This is a genomic window from Microbacterium sp. NPDC087592 (assembly GCF_044743585.1).
Taxonomy (GTDB): domain Bacteria; phylum Actinomycetota; class Actinomycetes; order Actinomycetales; family Microbacteriaceae; genus Microbacterium.
The window spans coordinates 2569424-2586182 of record NZ_JBIUWT010000001.1 but is presented as its reverse complement, the minus strand read 5'-3'; the positions used below and the strand labels follow the sequence as shown (position 1 = coordinate 2586182).

At 68.9% G+C, this 16759-nt stretch carries 19 protein-coding genes and 2 tRNA genes; 4 read left to right on the top strand and 17 right to left on the bottom strand.

Annotated elements, in window-relative coordinates:
• Positions 1-23: 23 nt before the first annotated feature.
• From ACIOTO_RS12520 to ACIOTO_RS12510, 3 genes are read right to left on the bottom strand one after another with little or no spacing between them, the layout of a single operon-like run.
• Positions 24-803, bottom strand: a complete 780-nt coding sequence (locus tag ACIOTO_RS12520) for an anti-sigma factor domain-containing protein (RefSeq protein ID WP_400858028.1) — start codon at positions 801-803, stop codon at positions 24-26.
• Positions 800-1399, bottom strand: coding sequence for an ECF RNA polymerase sigma factor SigK (sigK, locus tag ACIOTO_RS12515; RefSeq protein ID WP_029262786.1), 600 nt, complete (start codon positions 1397-1399; stop codon positions 800-802). Before sigK ends, ACIOTO_RS12520 begins: the two co-directional genes overlap by 4 nt.
• A gap of 31 nt (positions 1400-1430) precedes the next feature.
• A complete protein-coding gene (locus ACIOTO_RS12510; protein WP_400858027.1) occupies positions 1431-3143 on the bottom strand; it encodes a cytochrome c biogenesis protein DipZ in 1713 nt (570 codons plus the stop codon).
• 164 nt (positions 3144-3307) lie between these two features.
• Here ACIOTO_RS12510 and ACIOTO_RS12505 point away from each other — a divergent pair, with 164 nt between their 5' ends.
• Both ACIOTO_RS12505 and ACIOTO_RS12500 read left to right on the top strand, forming a co-directional pair.
• Positions 3308-3970, top strand: coding sequence for a fasciclin domain-containing protein (locus ACIOTO_RS12505; protein ID WP_029262788.1), 663 nt, complete (start codon positions 3308-3310; stop codon positions 3968-3970).
• Between the two features lie 134 nt (positions 3971-4104).
• A tRNA-Lys gene (locus tag ACIOTO_RS12500) sits at positions 4105-4177 on the top strand.
• 28 nt (positions 4178-4205) lie between these two features.
• On the opposite strand, the gene ACIOTO_RS12495 is transcribed toward ACIOTO_RS12500, so the two are convergent.
• Positions 4206-4670, bottom strand: coding sequence for a hypothetical protein (locus ACIOTO_RS12495; RefSeq protein ID WP_400858026.1), 465 nt, complete (start codon positions 4668-4670; stop codon positions 4206-4208).
• 175 nt (positions 4671-4845) lie between these two features.
• On the opposite strand from ACIOTO_RS12495, the gene ACIOTO_RS12490 reads away from it, so the two are divergent.
• Entirely contained in the window at positions 4846-5391 is a 546-nt protein-coding gene (locus tag ACIOTO_RS12490; protein WP_105711349.1) for a type 1 glutamine amidotransferase domain-containing protein, read from the top strand.
• Positions 5392-5400: 9 nt separating this feature from the next.
• Here the strand turns inward: ACIOTO_RS12490 and ACIOTO_RS12485 are convergent, their stop codons facing one another.
• Positions 5401-5916, bottom strand: coding sequence for a CGNR zinc finger domain-containing protein (locus tag ACIOTO_RS12485; protein ID WP_400858025.1), 516 nt, complete (start codon positions 5914-5916; stop codon positions 5401-5403).
• Between the two features lie 25 nt (positions 5917-5941).
• Here ACIOTO_RS12485 and ACIOTO_RS12480 point away from each other — a divergent pair, with 25 nt between their 5' ends.
• Positions 5942-6157: a hypothetical protein gene (locus tag ACIOTO_RS12480; RefSeq protein ID WP_400858024.1), complete on the top strand. Its 216-nt coding sequence runs from the start codon at positions 5942-5944 to the stop codon at positions 6155-6157.
• Between the two features lie 45 nt (positions 6158-6202).
• Here the strand turns inward: ACIOTO_RS12480 and ACIOTO_RS12475 are convergent, their stop codons facing one another.
• The 12 genes from ACIOTO_RS12475 to ACIOTO_RS12420 form a co-directional block, all read right to left on the bottom strand.
• Positions 6203-6736 (bottom strand): DUF1697 domain-containing protein, encoded by a 534-nt coding sequence (locus ACIOTO_RS12475; RefSeq protein WP_400858023.1) that lies wholly within the window; start codon positions 6734-6736, stop codon positions 6203-6205.
• Entirely contained in the window at positions 6733-7314 is a 582-nt protein-coding gene (locus tag ACIOTO_RS12470; RefSeq protein ID WP_105711352.1) for an isochorismatase family protein, read from the bottom strand. The genes ACIOTO_RS12475 and ACIOTO_RS12470 overlap by 4 nt, the downstream gene beginning before the upstream one ends.
• A gap of 66 nt (positions 7315-7380) precedes the next feature.
• A tRNA-Thr gene (locus tag ACIOTO_RS12465) sits at positions 7381-7453 on the bottom strand.
• A 69-nt stretch (positions 7454-7522) separates the two neighbouring features.
• Positions 7523-9079 (bottom strand): alpha/beta hydrolase, encoded by a 1557-nt coding sequence (locus tag ACIOTO_RS12460; protein ID WP_029262795.1) that lies wholly within the window; start codon positions 9077-9079, stop codon positions 7523-7525.
• On the bottom strand, positions 9076-10233 hold the full coding sequence (locus tag ACIOTO_RS12455; protein ID WP_372469218.1) for a DNA polymerase III subunit delta': 1158 nt from the start codon (positions 10231-10233) through the stop codon (positions 9076-9078). Before ACIOTO_RS12455 ends, ACIOTO_RS12460 begins: the two co-directional genes overlap by 4 nt.
• Positions 10234-10289: 56 nt before the next feature.
• Positions 10290-10919, bottom strand: a complete 630-nt coding sequence (tmk, locus tag ACIOTO_RS12450) for a dTMP kinase (protein ID WP_029262797.1) — start codon at positions 10917-10919, stop codon at positions 10290-10292.
• Positions 10916-13789 (bottom strand): type I DNA topoisomerase, encoded by a 2874-nt coding sequence (topA, locus tag ACIOTO_RS12445; protein ID WP_400858022.1) that lies wholly within the window; start codon positions 13787-13789, stop codon positions 10916-10918. Before topA ends, tmk begins: the two co-directional genes overlap by 4 nt.
• Before the next feature lie 77 nt (positions 13790-13866).
• The gene (locus ACIOTO_RS12440) at positions 13867-14196 is read right to left on the bottom strand and encodes a helicase (protein ID WP_262001261.1); all 330 of its coding nucleotides are present in this window, start codon (positions 14194-14196) and stop codon (positions 13867-13869) included.
• Positions 14196-14561 carry a TadE family type IV pilus minor pilin gene (locus ACIOTO_RS12435; RefSeq protein ID WP_136025903.1) on the bottom strand — a complete coding sequence of 122 codons (366 nt, stop codon included), beginning with the start codon at positions 14559-14561 and terminating at the stop codon, positions 14196-14198. The genes ACIOTO_RS12440 and ACIOTO_RS12435 overlap by 1 nt, the downstream gene beginning before the upstream one ends.
• Positions 14561-14758 (bottom strand): DUF4244 domain-containing protein, encoded by a 198-nt coding sequence (locus ACIOTO_RS12430; RefSeq protein WP_029261056.1) that lies wholly within the window; start codon positions 14756-14758, stop codon positions 14561-14563. Before ACIOTO_RS12430 ends, ACIOTO_RS12435 begins: the two co-directional genes overlap by 1 nt.
• Before the next feature lie 69 nt (positions 14759-14827).
• A complete protein-coding gene (locus ACIOTO_RS12425) occupies positions 14828-15730 on the bottom strand; it encodes a type II secretion system F family protein (protein WP_029261055.1) in 903 nt (300 codons plus the stop codon).
• Complete coding sequence (locus tag ACIOTO_RS12420; RefSeq protein ID WP_029261054.1) at positions 15724-16731, bottom strand: TadA family conjugal transfer-associated ATPase; 1008 nt, start codon at positions 16729-16731, stop codon at positions 15724-15726. Before ACIOTO_RS12420 ends, ACIOTO_RS12425 begins: the two co-directional genes overlap by 7 nt.
• Positions 16732-16759: the final 28 nt, after the last annotated feature.

Below are 16759 nucleotides of genomic sequence, written 5' to 3'. Positions count from 1 at the left end.
AGGGTACGCGCGATCGGCGACGCTCAGGCCGTGGGGATGACGATCACCGGGTCAGACGTCGGCTGCCCCGTCGGCGACCCGCCGGCCTGTTCGACGGTCACCGCGATCGCATCTCCTGCCTGCATGTCGCCATCGAGCAGGGCTGTCGCCTCACCGCCGTCGACATCGAACACGCCTGCCGAGACGGGGGCGTCACCGCGCACGAACCAGAGTTCGTAGGTCTCGCCCTCCCCGGGATTCGGGAGCCCGTCGGTCACGAGCACGGCCTTGCCGACCGAGCCCGACCAGTGCGCCGTCGCCGTTCCGCCGTCATCGAGCGCGACCGTCGCCTGCTCGGCGTCTCCCGCCGCTTCGATCTCCTGCAGGGCGACCACGCTCGCGGGGCGGTTCAGCTGCTGATTCAGAGCCACTGCGCCGATGCCGACGCCGACGAGGAGGGCGAGGCACGCGGCCAACGCGAACACCGTGCGAGTCCATCGGCGCGGCTTCGGGGATTCGGCGGCGGCCTCCTCCGTCGTGAAGCTCTCCGGTGCCGGAGCGGCCGCACGCGGCTCGTCACCGTCCGACTCGTTTCTCTGTGGCGTGACGGCGATCTGCGCGAGCAGGGCGGACCGGATGCTCGCGGGCGGATCGACCGTCGCGGCCGTCTCGGCGAGTAGCCCGGCCGCACCGGCATCCGCCTCGACGATGGCCTGCCACTCGGGGTGCGCGGCGAGTGCGTCACGGAAACGGCGCTCGTCGTCTGCCGACAGCGCGTGCAGGGCGGCACCTGCCGCGAGCTCTGCGAACTCTCTCTCGTTCATGCCGTCACCCCCATCGCCGTGCGCAAACGGGTCAGCCCGTCTCGCATCCGTGTCTTGATCGTCCCCAGCGGCGCGCCCACCAGGGCCGCGATCTCGTTCTGACTGTAACCGCCGTAGTAGGCGAGGACGAGTGCCTCGCGCTGCACCTCAGGAAGCCCCGAGAGAGCGTCGACGACCTTCTCGCCTTCGATTCCCAGCTCCACCTGTTCTGCGACGCTGTCGTGTGCCACACCGATGTCCTTGAATCCGGCCCGCACATCGCGGTCGGCGCTCGACTGCGATGCCCGCACCCGGTCGACGGCCCGACGATGTGCGATCGTCATGACCCACGTTCGTCCTTGACCTCTGTTCGGAGCGAAGCGGGAAGCGGATTGCCAGATCTCCAGGAAGACCTCCTGCAGGACCTCCTCGCTCTGCGCCCGGTTCACCAGCACGCGGAGGATCAGCCCGAAGGCGCGGGAGGAGAGGGCGTCGTAGAGGGCCGCGAAGGCAGCCTGGTCACCGTCGGCGACGCGCACGAGGAGGTCGCCGACAGCATCCTGCGTCGCGCCGTCCTCCGGGACGTCCATTCCATCGATGACCATCTCCACAAGCATGCCGCATCTCCTCTCCGTACCCGTGCAGACGTCACCCGAATGTGAAGGAATAGACCTGGATTCCGGGCGGGACGTCGAGCGTGAGGGTGCCTTCGGCGATGTCGGCCTGCTTCAGCAGCTCGTACGAGCGCGGGGTCCCGTCGATCGAGATCGTCTCCGTCGATCCGTCGTCGCGACGGAGCTCGATGTCGCCGGTTCCGGCGACCACGACCCGCACCTCGGCGGCGTGATACTCGAGGCTGATCCGTCCGTCATCGCCCTCTGGCGTCGCGTACTGCGTCTCGATCGTCCAGTCGCCGTCGAGCGCGAAGCTGTCGGCCGGCTGATCCTTCGGGAACGTGTACGCGTTGGTGCCGGAGCGGTAGTCGCCGTCGCCGCCGTAGTTGACGTCCTTCGACGAACCGAGGAATGTCTCCCTCGTCGTCGACCCCACATCGGGTGTGTCATCTTCGACGTCTGTCGCGCCGGGAAGGTCGACGGACGGATCCGCGTCCTTCAACAGCTCGCGGATCATCGACTCGGTCGCGGCGTAGTTGCCCTCTCCGAACGAGATGTGGCGCACGGTTCCCTCTGCATCGATCAGGTAGTGGGCGGGCCAGTAGCGGTTGCGGTAGTTCGTCCACGTCGACAGGTTGTTGTCGAGGGCGACCGGGTATTCGATGCCGAAGTCTCGCGCGCCGGCCGCCACATTGCCCGGGTCCTTCTCGAACGCATACTCGGGAGAGTGGATGCCGATCACCTGCAGGCCCGCATCGCGGTACGCCTCATCCCAGGCGACCACGTGCGGGAGCGAACGCTGGCAGTTGATGCACGAGTACGCCCAGAAGTCGATCAGCACCACCTGACCGCGCAGGTCCTTCAGGTCGAGCGCCTCCCCGTTCGGGGTGTTGAGCCATTCCTGGATGCCCTTGATCGACGGCGCCGTTCCGCACGACTCGAGTTCCTCGGCACCGTTGGTGCACTTGTCGAGATCTTTGTTCTCTTCGTTGACGAGTCCGCCGAGATCGAGGGCGTCCTTCACCTGGTCGGAGTCGGCGATCTGCTCCTGGAGCGGAGCCGTGTAGTCGGGCAGCAGACGCTGCAGCGCCTGGGGCACGTTGAACACGAGCCCGACGGCGAGCGCGATCATCGCGATGCCGGCGGCGATGCGCAGCCCGCGCTCCTTCGAGCGGAAGGAGCGGATGCGTTCGACGACGCTGCGGCCGGCGAGGGCGAAGATCAGCAACGGCACCGCCACGCCGATCGAGAACGACACGGTGAGCAGCACGGTTCCGATGCCGATCTGACCGGTGGAGCCGGCGACGATGATGGCGGCCAGCACGGGGCCGGCGCACGGCACGAAGACCGCACCCAGCGCGAGACCGACGCCGAAGCCGCTCCCCCGGTTCTTCACCTCGCGCTGACCGAACCGCTGGAACGGGCGCTCGAGGATGTGCTGGAACCGCGGCACGATGAGCCCGACGCCGATGATGATCAATACCGCGATGCCGCCCCAGCGGATGATGTCCTGCGGCAGATTCAGCAGCCCGAGCAGCAGTGAGCCGCCGAGCGTGACGAGCGTGAAGCTCAGCACCAGCCCCGCGATCACGAAGTACGGGCGGCTGCGCCTGGCGGGCACCACCTCGTCTTCATACCGCGCGGACTGAGCGCCCCCGGTGAGGAAGATCACGGGCAGCACGGGCAGGATGCACGGCGAGATGCCGGTGATGAGCCCGCCGAGCAGGCCGATGATGATCAGGTCCATGAGGTCCCCACTTCTGTCGGGAGCTGTTCGCTCCGGGGACGACAACGGATTGGATTCGATCGATCTGAGAGATTTCTGAGATTTCTCCCATCCGATCTCGAAGGTGCTCCGAACAGCCCTCGACGCCACGGAGAGGCCGTGGCTCAGTTCTGAAGGAGCTCGACATGTTCAGCACCAAGAAGAAGGTCACCGCAGCCATCACCCTCGGCCTGGCGAGCGCGTTCCTGCTCTCCGCCTGTTCGATGGGCAGCGGCAGCACCACGGAGGAGTCCACCGAGCCCAAGACTCCGGAGACGTCGGAGTCGACGCCGATGGAGGAGATGGACCCGGCCGCGAACCTCGTGGGCCCCGGTTGCGCCGCCTACGCCGAAGCTGTGCCGGAGGGCGCAGGCTCGATCCAGGGCATGTCCCAGGACCCGGTCGCCGTCGCCGCATCCAACAACCCCATGCTGACCACGCTGGTCGCCGCAGTGAGCGGACAGCTCAACCCCGACGTGAACCTCGTCGACACGCTCAACGGAGACGAGTTCACCGTGTTCGCACCGGTGGATGACGCCTTCGCGAAGATCGACCCGGCCACCATCGAGGCTCTCAAGACCGACAGCGAGACGCTGAGCTCGATCCTGACCTATCACGTGGTTCCCGGCCAGATCGAGCCGGCCGACATCGAGGGCATGCACAAGACGGTCCAGGGTGCCGAGCTCGAAGTCACCGGCAGCGGCGACGACTGGATGGTCAACGACGCCAAGGTCGTCTGTGGTGGAGTGCAGACCGCGAACGCGACCGTGTACCTGATCGACACGGTCCTGATGCCCCCGGCTTCCTAAGCACGGGATGGCCGGGAGGAGGACCCGGCACGCGGCCTTCTCGGGGTAGGGGGAGCCACCCGGGAAGGAGAAGGGGCCGCCGGCGACGTTCTGTCGCCGACGGCCCCTCGTCGTGCGCACTAGACTTTGAGCAGGGGCCTCTAGCTCAGTTGGCAGAGCATCGGACTTTTAATCCGCGGGTCGTGGGTTCGAGCCCCACGGGGCCCACCGCAGGGTGAGCGCGGCGGCACCTGTCTCAGGATTCGCCGTCGTGCTCGCCCGCCAGCAGTTCCGCGCGGATGTCGGCCACGCCACTGGGCAGCGTCTCGCCTTCGAGTTCGAACGTCGGGGCTTTCGGGGTACCGCCGATCGCGCACACCGCGACGCTGTCCTGGCCGTCCAGCGTCTTGGGGATGACGACGAACCAGAGGGACTTCTCCGCAAGCCACTCGGTGGTCGCCATGTCGGCGTAGTAGGTCGCGTCCGGTGCCAGGCTGCGCGTCTTCTCGGTGCAGAGCTTCACGAGCTGGGAACCGGTGAACTCCGAGGCGGCCTCCGTCGGGTCCGGTGTCGGCGCGGAGGTCTCAGACGGCGTGGGAGTGGGCGAAGCCGTCCCGGATGTCTCCGATGCCGACGGTGACGGGCTCGGAGCCGGCTCAGGGGCGCAGGCCGCGAGCAGAACGAGCATCGGCAGGAGGACGAGAGCAGGACGAACGCGCATGTCTGGATGCTACTGCTGCCGCAGCGGATTCCGAGGGGAGCGCTCCGGAGACGACGGCTTCTCCTGTATCACCGGCTCCTCGCAGTGGCCACCCCCTTCCCACATTCGGGTGTCCCGGGAGAGGGTGTACTCGTCCGCTCCCCGCGGACGACCCTCCACGAAAGGACGACGAACCATGACTCTCACCGGCAACCGAGTGGCATTCCTGGCGACGGACGGATTCGAGGACAGCGAGCTCACCAGCCCGTGGGATGCGGTGACCGCCGAGGGCGCGAGCGCGACGCTGATCGCCCCGGACGGCGCCGCGATCACCGGGAAGAACGGTCACGAGCAGGCCGTGGATCTCCTCGCCTCCGACGCGTCGGCGGACCAGTTCGACGCGCTCGTGCTCCCCGGCGGTGTCGTGAACGCCGACCATCTGCGCCTCGACAAGCCGTCGATCGCCCTGGCGCGGTCCTTCTTCGAGCAGCACAAGCCCGTGGGCGTGATCTGCCACGGTGCCTGGATCCTCATCGAGGCCGGCGTCGTGGACGGCCGGACGCTCACCAGCTACCCGAGCCTGACGACCGACCTCCGCAATGCGGGGGCGACCTGGGTCGACGAGGAGGTCGTCGTGGACGAGGGCCTCGTCTCCAGCCGCACTCCCGACGACCTGCCCGCCTTCAACGCGAAGCTCGTCGAGGAGATCGGCGAGGGCAAGCACTCCGGGCAGACCGCCTGAGCAGCGGTGTCAGGCCCGCGCCCGGTGCCGTCGGACGGCCGCACGGTTCGCACAGCGCACGGAGCAGAAGCGCTGACGGCCGTTGCGGGTCACGTCCGCGACGACATTCGTGCACGGCGCGGCCTGACACCTGCCGAGCCTGCTCATCCCCCGTGTCACGAGGTGCAGCGAGGTGCCGAGGCTGATGATCGCCCGCAACACGTAGGGCAGTGACGGCACGTCATCGCGGTAGTGCAGGTGCCAGCCCTCCCCGTCGTGGTTAGTGAGCCGGGGGTAAGCGGCTGCTGCCGCGAGCTGGGCGTTCAGCAGCAGAGCCCGGGCATCCGGGTCGGATTCGTCGACGATCGTGAGCCAGTCGTCGATGACCGCCCTGATCTTCTCGTGGTCGTCGGCCGCCGGCGGGAACGTCTGCGTCATGCCTAGCTCGAGGGTGCGCTCCTCGATCCCGGCGCGGTCGGCCGGCCAGTCGTTGGCGAGGGAGGCGGCCAGCAGCACCGCGTATTCGCCGTAAGGGTTGAGATGCATAAGACCATTACATCACGCTGGGTACATGACCTCGCAGAACACGCTCCCGATCCCCCGCACCCGGCCCGAAACCGCGTCCCATGAGCACGCATGGCTCGTCGAGTCGCGGCATCCGACGAGTGAGGGCGTCGTCCTCTACGTGCGGTGCGAGGGATGCGGCACCCGCCGCGTCGACCTGCAGTCGCACCCGCACACGCCGCCGACCGCGCTGAGCACGGAGACCGGCGGGGCCCAGGGCTGAGACTCAGGCCTCGACGATCTCCGGCGCCGTCACTCCGTCACGCCGTCACGCCGTCAGCTCGATGAGTGTGCGCGTCGTCCGGAGGTTGCGGGCGGTGCCGGCCACGCCCAGCGCACGGTCCAGCACTCCCTTCGTGAGCTTCGTGGAGTGCACTCCGCCGCTCCCGTAGTCGATCCACAGGTCGTTCCCCAGGAGCTCCAGACGCTCCTCCGGCAGGAGTCGTCTCTCCAGCGCCTCGACCGCCCCCGCCGAGGGCGTCCCCTCGAGGAACATCGCGTGCACGAACTTCACGTCACCCTCGGGAAAGGGCTGAGCGGACTCCGACGCGACCAGCTGCGTGTGTGTCCGGTGGATGACCGGGGTGTCGACCCCGAACTCCTCGTGGATCGCGACGCGCACGGCGGAGCATGCGGCATCCGGGTTCTCCGGAGTCGCGCAGATGATGTTGCCGCTCGCGATGTAGGTGGACACGTCGGCGAGCTCGGTATCGGTCGCCAGCACCTCTCGCAACCGTGCCATCGGCACGCTGTTGCGTCCGCTGACGTTCACAGCCCGAAGCAGCAGGAAGCTGCGGTTCACGCGTCGGTGCTCTCGACCAGTTCCGCACCTGCGTGCACGAGCTCTGCGAGGGCTGCTTCGCTCGGTTCCGGAGCCACCCCGGCGACGAGGTCGGTCAGAATCCGTACATGGACGCCGTGCGCGATCGCGTCGAGCGCGGACGCCCGGACGCAGTGATCGGTCGCGATGCCGACCACATCGGCACTGAGCACTCCCGCGGCAGTGAGGAGCGCGCCGACGGTCTCACCCGCCTCCGTCTCCCCCTCGAACATCGAGTAAGCGGGTTTGCCCTGCCCTTTGCGGACGTGGTGCGTCACGGCATCCGTCACCAGGAGCGGGTCGTACTCCGCACCGTCGGTACCCGCGACGCAGTGCACCGGCCACGAGTCGACGTAATCGGGCGTGCCGGCGAAGTGTCCGCCGTTGTCTCCCTGCGCGTCATGCCAGTCCCGCGACGCGATGATCACCCCATAGTCGGAGGCATGCGCGGCGAGGAATGTCGTGACGGCAGCGGCCACCGCATCACCGCCCGTCACGGCGAGTGCACCACCCTCCGTGAAATCGTTCTGCACATCGACGATCAGAAGCGCTCTGCTCATGATTCGAGGGTACGCCGCTGGAACGGGAAAGGCCCCGTGATGTTCTTCACATCACGGGGCCTTCGGAGCCGCTTGTCAGAATCGAACTGACGACCTTTTCATTACGAGTGAAATGCTCTGCCGACTGAGCTAAAGCGGCGTGCGACGCGTGAGCGGCGCGATCACCGATATTACCCTGTCTCGTGCCCGGTCGCGAATCGAGCCCGCCTCACTCGCAGCGCAGGCCGTCTTCGGGCACCACATCGTCGAGCAGGAACGCTTCGACGGCGTCGTCCACACAGACGTTGCCCTTGTTGTACCCGGTGTGGCCCTCGCCGACGCGGGTGATCAGGACCCCTTCTTCGAGCTGGTCCGCCAGCGACTCGGACCACTCGTACGGCGTCGCCGGATCGTTCGTCGTGCCGATCACGAGAATGGGTCCTGCACCCTCAGCCGCGATCTCGCCGCGCGTGCCGGTCGGCGGGTAGGGCCAGACCTCGCAGGAGTCCGGTCCGGTCCAGTACGGGGCGATGGTCGGCGCGCCCTCGGCGATCTTGGCCTCGATCGCGGCTTCGGCGGCCGGGTCGTCCTCGACCGGGTAGTCCATGCAGTTGTATGCACGGAAGGCCTCGGTGGAGTTGTCGGTGTAGATTCCGTCATCGCCGCGTTTGTTGTAATAGTCGGCGAGCAGGAACGCCGTGGTCGGGTCTCCCTGCAGCGCCTCATCGAGGGCCTGGGTGAGGATGTCCCAGCTTTCCTGGGCGTAGAGCGCGGCGATGATCCCCGTCAGCAGGGAGTCCGCACCCATCATCCGCCCATCGCCGTTCTCGAGCGGAGTGCGGTCGACGCTCGCCAGCAGCGCCCCGAGATCGGCCATCGCCTCGTCCACTGTGCCGTTGAAGGGGCAGTTCCCCGAGTCGAGACAGTTCTGCATGTAGGCGCGCAGCGCCGACTCGAAGCCCAGAGCCTGAGTCGCCCCGACCTCGAGCCCCGGAACCGCCGGATCGATCGCGCCGTCGAGCACCAGGCGTCCGGCCTTCTCGGGGTAGAGCTTGGCGTAGGTCGCGCCGAGGAAAGTGCCGTAGGAGTAGCCGAGATAGTTGAGCTGCTTGTCGCCCAGCACCGCGCGGATCAGGTCCATGTCGCGGGCGGAGTTGACCGTCGTGATGTGCGGCAGGATGCCGTCACTGTTCGCCTCGCATGCCTCGGCGAACGACTTGTGCGCGTCGAGCAGCTCGGCTTCCCACTCCGCCGTACCACGGGCGGCGGACGGGATGCCGTAGAGGTAGTCGTCCATCTCCGGTGCGTCGTAGCAGGTCACCGCGGTGGAGCCCCCGACTCCGCGCGGGTCGAAGCCGATCACGTCGTAGTTCTCGATGAGATCAGGTCCCACCGCGAAGTCGAGGCTGCTCTGGACGAGCTCCACACCGCTCGATCCGGGACCGCCCGGGTTCGTCAACAGGGAGCCGACGGGGGTCCCCTGCGCGCGATGGCGGATCACCGACAGGCTGATGTCACCGGCTCCCGGGTTCTCCCAGTCGAGGGGCGCCGTCACCTCGGTGCAGTCGAAGCCGGGGCCGCAGTCCGTCCACTCCAGTTCCTGCGAATAGAACGGCAGCAGATCTTCGGCGACCCCGTCGGTGTCGGGGACGATGGTCGTCGCCGGCCGCGACGACTGCTCGGGGATCATGGCGTAGAGACAGCCCGAGAGGGCGACGGATGCCGCGGCGAGGCCGGCGATGACCGCGGCGGCGCGACGGAAGCGGGAAGTCGATCGGTTGTTCACGGTTTCCTCCCGCTCGTGATCGTCACGAGCAAGCTCTCCAGTGCGAGCAGCGGAGCGACGTTGCGCTCCAGCGACTGCCGCGTCTCGGCAAGGTGGTCAAGTACGACAAGGGTACGGGCCTCAGGCCAGGCCGACGCGAGGCCTTCCAGCTCGGGGCGCAGCTCGCGGTTGATGAGATCGTCGCCGCGACCGAACTGCAGCATGATCACGTCGCGAAACAGCGACTGCAGGTCGGTGAGCACGCGGTCGATGCCGTCACGCAGGCTGCGCGTGGCGCGCTTCTTCTGATCGTCTTCGAGCGCCGAGAGCTGTGTGCGCAATGCCGGCGGCACGGCCTGCCCCTCGGCGATTCCGATCGTGCGCAGGAGCGAAGCCCGCTCCTGCGCGTCGCGCTCCGCTGTGAGGGCCTTCGCGTCTTCGGTCGCGGCCTGGATGATCCGACCCGCGACATCGACCGCATCGCCGACACCGCGGACGCCGATGACGGACCGCAGGGTCTCGTCGCGCCGACGCCGAGCCGCGTCATCGGTGGCGAGACGCTGCGCCATCCCGATGTGGCGCTGCGAATGCCGCGCCGCCTGCTCGGCGACGGCCTCATCGGCCCCCGTGCGCAGGGTGATGAGCCGGGCCACATCGGCGACATCCGGCTCCCGCAGTCGCAGCGAGCGGACCCGGGAGCGGATCGTCGGCAGCAGGTCGGCCTCGCTGGGCGCGCACAGGATCCACACCGTCTGCTCGGGCGGCTCCTCGAGTGCTTTCAGCAGCACATTGGAGGTGCGTTCGACCATGCGATCGGCGTCTTCGACGACGATGACGCGGTACCGACCCGCGGAGGGTGCGAAGTAGGAGCGCTCCACGAGAGCGCGGGCCTCAGCGATCGTGATGATCACCTTGTCGGTGCGGAGCGCCGTGACGTCGGGATGGGTGCCCGCGAAGACCTGCCGCATCACCGCCTCATCTTCGGGGTGGTCGGCGACCAGAGCGGCCGCGAACGCGTACGCGAGAGTCGAACGGCCGGATCCGGGCGGGCCGGTGATCAGCCAGGCATGCGAGAGCGCACCCGGATCGGATGCCGCCGCACGGAGCGTGTCGACGGCAGCATCCTGCCCCCACACGTCCGCCCACGGGAAAGGAGGAGGAACGGTGCGGGGCATGCACTCAGCCTAATCGCGACCACCGACGCCGACGGCATGGGTGTCACTCGCGCAGGTCAGCCGAGCAGTGCGCCGACCCGCGCACGGATCTGCTCCGCGATCACCGTCGGCGCTGCGGCGGCGTCGAGGACGAGGAATCTCTCGGGCTCGGCCGCCGCGAGGGCCAGGTACGCGTCGCGAACGCGCCCGTGGAACTCCGCCTGTTCTGCTTCCAGCCGGTCGAACGGCTTGTCTGCGGAGTCGAGGCGGGTGCGGGCCGCAGCGGGGTCGAGGTCGAGCAGCACGGTCAGGTCGGGCAGCGCGCCTTCGGCCGCCCAGAGCGAAAGATCACGGATCTCGGTCGCATCGAGCACACGGCCGGCACCCTGGTACGCCACGGACGAGTCGAGGTAGCGATCCTGCAGCACGACATCCCCGCGGTCGAGTGCGGGTCGCACGACCGTCGCCACGTGGTGCGCGCGGTCGGCCGCGTAGAGCAGCGCCTCGGCGCGCGGCGCGATGTCACCGCGATGATGCAGCACGATGTCACGGATGAGCTGCCCGACCTCGGAACCGCCGGGTTCGCGCGTGCGCACGACGGTGCGCCCGGTGCCTTCGAGCCACTCCGCGAGCAGAGTCGACTGCGTGGTCTTGCCAGAGCCGTCTCCGCCTTCGAGCGTGATCCACACCCCGTGACCTGGGGTCACGAGCTCGCCTTCTCCGCTGCCTTCGCGGCGGCGTTCGCCGCACGTGTGGCTGCAGCCTTCTTCGCCGCAGCCGACCGTGCGGCCGACGTCGCCGCCGTGGTCTTCTTCGCGGGGGCCTTCTTCGCGGTCGTCGACGTGGCCGCCGTCTTGACGGCGGGCTTCTTGGCGGCGGCCTTCTTGGCGGGCGCCTTCTTGGCGGGCGCCTTCTTGGCCGCGCCGCGCTTCGGAGCCGGGCCCTTGGCACGCTTGTCGGCGAGCATCTGCACGGCGATCTCGAACGTGATGTCCTCGACGGTCTGCCCGCGCGGAATCGTCACGTTCGTCTCGCCATCGGTCACGTAGGCCCCGAAACGGCCGTCGCGGATGCGGATCGGCTTACCGCTGACGGGGTCGGCCTCGAACTCGGCGAGTGCGCTGGATGCACGACGACCGGCACCGTACTTCGGCTGGGAGTAGATCTCCAGCGCCTGCTCGAGCGTGACGTCGAAGATCTGCGATTCGCTCTCGAGCGACCGCGAGTCGGTGCCCTTCTTCAGGTACGGACCGAAGCGGCCGTTCTGTGCCGTGATCTCGTCTCCCGATTCCGGGTCGACGCCCACGACACGCGGCAGGCTCAGGAGCTGCAGCGCGGTGTCGAGCTCGATCGTGTCGACCGACATCGAGCGGAACAGCGATGCGGTGCGCGGCTTCGGGGCCGCCTCCTTCTTCGCTCCGCGCTTCGGCTTCGGGGCCTCGACGACCTCACCGGTCGTCTCGTCGACCGCTGCGTCCTCGGACACCGGGTCGTTCTCCTGGACGTACGGTCCGAACCGGCCGTCCTTGACGACGACGATCTTGCCGTTCTCGGGGTTCTCCCCGAGCACACGGTCGCCCGCGACGGGAGCGTCGATGAGCTCCTGCGCCTTCTCGGCGGTCAGCTCGTCGGGCGCGAGGTCTTCCGGCACATTGACGATGCGCGGCTTGGCGTCGGGGTTCTCCGGGTCGGCGACCTCGAGGTACGGACCGTACTTGCCGAAGCGCAGCGTGGCGGTGTCCGTGATGCGGGTGGAGTTGAGGGCGCGCGCGTCGATCTCGCCGAGGTTGTCGACGACCTGGCGGAGGCCGACGTGTGAGTCGGAGCCGAAGTAGAACGACTTGAGCCATTCCACGCGGTTCTGCTCGCCGCGGGCGATCGTGTCGAGGTCGTCCTCGAGCGCAGCGGTGAAGTCGTAGTCGACCAGCTCGGCGAAGTGCTCCTCGAGCAGCCGGACCACGCTGAACGCGAGCCACGTCGGCACGAGTGCCTGTCCGCGCTTGACCGCATAACCGCGGTCGAGAATGGTCTCGGGGATCGAGGCGAAGGTCGAGGGACGGCCGATGCCCTTCTCTTCGAGGACCTTCACGAGCGATGCCTCGGTGTAGCGCGGCTTCGGCGTGGTGCGGTGCCCCTTGGCCTCCGCATCCGACACCGCGAGCTGATCTCCGACGGCGACGGCAGGCAGCGACTGATTCTCGGCGGCATCCGCGTCGCCGCGCTTCTCGTCGCGACCCTCTTCGTACGCCTCCAGGAAGCCCTTGAAGGTGTAGACGGTTCCGGAGGCCGTGAACTCGGCCTTCTTCCCCGCGGCGTCGACGGCGATCGTGACCGTGGTGGTCTCGTACTTCGCGTCGGACATCTGGCTGGCGACCGTGCGCTTCCAGATGAGGTCGTAGAGGCGCTGCTCGTCGCGGTCGAGCTCGGACGAGAGAGAGGCGGGCGTGCGGAAGGTGTCTCCCGAGGGACGGATCGCCTCGTGCGCCTCCTGCGCGTTCTTGCTCTTGGACTTGTACACGCGCGGCTTCAACGGCACCGCGGCGTCGCCGTAGAGGGCCACCGCCTGGCTCCGCGCCGCCTGCACCGCCTGGGTGCTCAGCGACGTGGAGTCGGTACGCATATAAGTGATGTAGCCCTTTTCGTACAGCCGCTGGGCCACGCCCATCGCCTGCTTGGCTCCCATCGAGAGCTTGCGTCCCGCCTCCTGCTGCATCGTGGAGGTGGTGAACGGCGCATAAGGGCTGCGTGTGCCCGGCTTGGCTTCGACCTTGGTGACGCTGCCGGCACCGACGGCGTCGACCGCTTCGGCGAGCGCGGCAGCGGTGGCCTCATCGAGGATGACGACGGCCTTCTTCAGCTTTCCGTCATCGTCGAAGTCGGTGCCGCGGGCGAGCTGGCCGCCGTCGACACGCACGAGGCGGATCTTGAACGACGTGCCGGTCGCGGCTGCCTGAGCGTCGACGTCCCAGTACTCGGCCGAGGTGAACGCCATGCGCTCACGCTCGCGGTCGACGATGAGGCGGGTCGCGGCGGACTGCACGCGTCCGGCCGAGATGCCGGTCTTGACCTTGTACCAGAGGACAGGCGAGACGTCCCAGCCGTACAGGCGGTCGAGGATGCGGCGGGTCTCCTGCGCGTCGACGAGGTCGTGGTCGAGCTCACGCGTGTTGCCGACTGCCGCCTGGATCGCGTCCTTGGTGATCTCGTGGAACACCATGCGCTTGACGGGGACCTTGGGCTTGAGCGTCTCGAGCAGGTGCCAGGCGATCGCCTCGCCTTCGCGGTCCTCATCAGTGGCGAGCAGGAGCTCGTCGGCGCTCTTCAGTGCGCGCTTGAGTTCTGCGACCGTCTTCGTCTTGCGATCGGAGACGACGTAGTACGGGTCGAACCCGTTGTCGATGTCGATGGAGTACTTCCCGTAGGCCTGCTTGTCGGCAGCCGGGATGTCCTTCTTGTCAGCGAGGTCGCGGATATGGCCGACGGAGCTGAGCACCTCATAGCCGTCGCCGAGGTATCCCTGAATAGACCGCATCTTCGTCGGGGACTCGACGATGACGAGCTTCTTGCCTTCAGCCAAGGGTGCGTCCTTTCTTCGAAGCACACCATACACACCACTGTGTGGGGTCGTTCACAGTGAGTGAGGTCGCACGGCCGTCACTGTCCCTCGGGTGGCCCGGCACGGGCTCGGGAGACGGCTGCGAGTCCAGCGTACGCCGCCTGCACCTCCACGGTCGCCACGAAGCCCTCGAGAGAGCAGCCGGTGAGCGCCGCGCCCGCCGCCTCCGCGACCCGCGCGGCGAGCGCACACGGCTCCGCTGCGGTCGGCACGGCACCGTTCGCGGCATCGGCTGCGGCGAGCGCCGCGGCATCGGCCGCCCCGGCCGCGCGCTGCGCCGTCACCGCCGCTCCGCCGACGGCGGCCAGCCCGAGAGACAGCGCAGCGGCGACCACCAGGACCCCCGCGGCCACCGCCGTGCCCGCCATCAGCGGCCTCCGTCGAGCGCGCAGCTCGAAGCCCGGAGGGGCAGCCGCACCAGCGCGCCGATCGAGGCCTCGAAGGTTGCCGTGACGCACACGAGGTCACCCGAGTGCGAAGACGAGATCCCTGCGCCGGGGACGGCCGTGCCCACCACGCGCTGGGCGGCGTCCGCCCCCTCGCCGCGGCCGAGGAGACGTGCCGCATCCGCCGATGCGTCCTGCAGCGCCACCTGGCGCGATGCCGCGCCGAGCGCGCCCGCACCGAGCAGGAGCGCCAGCACCACGGCGGGCAGCCCGAGAGCGAGTTCTGCGGCGACGGAGCCTCGCTCCCCCGCCCCGGCGCGACCGGCGCCGCTCCTCCGGGGGCGCATCAGGACACGGTGAGGGCTCGCCGGACGAGATCCGTCAGGATGCCGCGAACCTCGTCGGATCGCATGATGACGACCAGGAGCCCTGCGAACGCCACGGCGGCCATCGTGGTGATCGCGTATTCGGCCGTGGCCGCGCCGGTGTCGTCGCCGAACAGCGCAGCCGCGCGGCGCCGGTCGAGTCGGGGGATGCGGATCATGATGTACCTCTTTCTCTGTGATGCCTTCGCATCGGTTGGTCGATCTCAGCGGGTCACTCGGCACGTCACTCACAGGGGCAGCGGTGTCGAGGCCAGGACGCTGAGCAGCATCGGCGCCACACCGAGCAGGAGGAACGCGGGCAGGGTGCACACACCGAGCGGGATGAGCAGTCGTGTCGAGAGCTTCGCCGCACGCAGGCGGCCGTGCACCCGCGCGGCATGCCGATCCTGCGCTGCGGACGCTCGAAGGAGCTCCACCGCGGGCACGCCGGCTGCACGGGACAGCTCGAGCACGGATCGGATGCCCTCCTCGGTCCCCCCGCCGGCCGAGCTCTCGGCGACCAGACGGAGGGCGCGGTCGATGGAGGCGCCCCCGGCGAGCGCGACGGCCACCAGTTCGGCTCGCATCCCGGGCGTGCCCGGCTCGGGCGCAGCGCGGCGGAGCAGCCGCCGCGTCCACAGCCGAGCTGCGAGCACGAGGAGAAGGCCCGCGACCACGCAGGCGGCACCGAGCGGATTGCCGACGATGACGCCGACGGTGTCGAAGCCGAGCGCGAACCCGAGAAGAAGTCCCGCGAGCGGCATCCACAGCAGCAGGCGCGCTGTTCCCGCGGGCTCGGCGAGTGCGATGCGCACATCGTCGGCGGCGGACGCGGCGTCGCGCAGAGATTCGGCGATGATCCGGAGCACCTCGGCAAGCGGGGCACCGACCGTGGTGGCGATCTCCCATGCGGCCGCGAGGTCGACCCAGGCCCCACCCTCGGCCTCGATGGCGTCGAGCAGGGGAACGCCTCCCTCCACCCGCTCGGTCACGGCCAGCGCATGCGGGTCGCCGATGTCGGCGAGGTGCCGCCAGGCGACGACCGGCACCGCTCCCGCCTGCAGCAGGACGGCCAGGGTCTGCACCGAGGTCGCGGCATCGCTCGCCCCCGTCTCACTCGCAGGGGGCGCAGGGCGTCGCCGGATCACCACGGCGTGACCTCCTCGATATCCAACCGGTCGCCCGCCATCACGAGTCGTCCGGCCTGCCGGATCCGACGGACGCCCCCGGGAGCACGGTCGAGATGCAGCACCACCGTGAACGCACTCACCGCCTGCCGCGCGAGGGCGACTGCATCCATCCCGGCCAGCGCACCGAGGGCCTCGAGCCGGGCCGGCACATCGCGGAGCCCGCTGGCGTGCATCGTGCCGGCGCCACCGTCGTGTCCGGTGTTGAGCGCGGTGAGCAGCTCTCGGACCTCTTCCCCGCGGCATTCGCCCACCACCAGACGGTCCGGCCGCATCCGCAGTGACTCGCGCACCAGCCGAGCCAGCGTGATCCCTCCCGCTCCCTCGACATTCGCCTGACGCGCCTCGAGGGCGACGTGATGCGGGTGGCGCGGACGGAGCTCTGCGACATCTTCGATCGTGACGATGCGCTCGGTCGCTGGGACCTCGGAGAGCAGCGCGGACAGGAGCGTCGTCTTGCCCGTTCCGGTGCCGCCGGTGATGAGGATGTTGGCCCGTTCGGCCACCAGCCCGAGGAGCCAGGCCTGCTGACGTGCGCCGAAGGAGCCGAGCGCAGCGAGCGCCTCGAGGTCGGCCGCCCGCACCCGAGGGATGCGGATCGAGAGCGCGGTGCCCATCGTGGACACCGGAGCGAGGACGGCATGCACGCGGATGCCGGAATCGAGACGGACGTCGACGCACGGAGCCTGGTCATCGAGATGGCGCCCGCCGAGACCGACGAGGGCGACGGCGAGGTCGCGGACCTCCCGCTCCGACGCCCGCCATCCGCTCACAGGATCGGCGCCGCTGCCTCGGTCGACGAACAGACCCGCCGGGCCGTTGACGAAGACATCGGTGACGGCGTCGTCGATGTGGGCGATGAGCGGACCGAAGGCGGGGTCGAGACGCAGCGGCTCGGGAGCGGCATCCATCGCGCCCGTCACCGGTGCCGCACCACGGGGCTGGATGACGAAGGAATCGGGCATACCGCGAAGGTAGGCGGCCGGGACGGCG

Coding starts and splice junctions, on each gene's coding strand:
- ACIOTO_RS12520 (WP_400858028.1), bottom strand. CDS start 803: ATGAACGAGAGAGAGTTCGCAGAGCTCGCGGCAGGTGCCGCCCTGCAC.
- sigK (WP_029262786.1), bottom strand. CDS start 1,399: ATGCTTGTGGAGATGGTCATCGATGGAATGGACGTCCCGGAGGACGGC.
- ACIOTO_RS12510 (WP_400858027.1), bottom strand. CDS start 3,143: ATGGACCTGATCATCATCGGCCTGCTCGGCGGGCTCATCACCGGCATC.
- ACIOTO_RS12505 (WP_029262788.1), top strand. CDS start 3,308: ATGTTCAGCACCAAGAAGAAGGTCACCGCAGCCATCACCCTCGGCCTG.
- ACIOTO_RS12495 (WP_400858026.1), bottom strand. CDS start 4,670: ATGCGCGTTCGTCCTGCTCTCGTCCTCCTGCCGATGCTCGTTCTGCTC.
- ACIOTO_RS12490 (WP_105711349.1), top strand. CDS start 4,846: ATGACTCTCACCGGCAACCGAGTGGCATTCCTGGCGACGGACGGATTC.
- ACIOTO_RS12485 (WP_400858025.1), bottom strand. CDS start 5,916: ATGCATCTCAACCCTTACGGCGAATACGCGGTGCTGCTGGCCGCCTCC.
- ACIOTO_RS12480 (WP_400858024.1), top strand. CDS start 5,942: ATGACCTCGCAGAACACGCTCCCGATCCCCCGCACCCGGCCCGAAACC.
- ACIOTO_RS12470 (WP_105711352.1), bottom strand. CDS start 7,314: ATGAGCAGAGCGCTTCTGATCGTCGATGTGCAGAACGATTTCACGGAG.
- ACIOTO_RS12455 (WP_372469218.1), bottom strand. CDS start 10,233: ATGCCCCGCACCGTTCCTCCTCCTTTCCCGTGGGCGGACGTGTGGGGG.
- ACIOTO_RS12440 (WP_262001261.1), bottom strand. CDS start 14,196: ATGGCGGGCACGGCGGTGGCCGCGGGGGTCCTGGTGGTCGCCGCTGCG.
- ACIOTO_RS12435 (WP_136025903.1), bottom strand. CDS start 14,561: ATGCGCCCCCGGAGGAGCGGCGCCGGTCGCGCCGGGGCGGGGGAGCGA.
- ACIOTO_RS12430 (WP_029261056.1), bottom strand. CDS start 14,758: ATGATCCGCATCCCCCGACTCGACCGGCGCCGCGCGGCTGCGCTGTTC.
- ACIOTO_RS12420 (WP_029261054.1), bottom strand. CDS start 16,731: ATGCCCGATTCCTTCGTCATCCAGCCCCGTGGTGCGGCACCGGTGACG.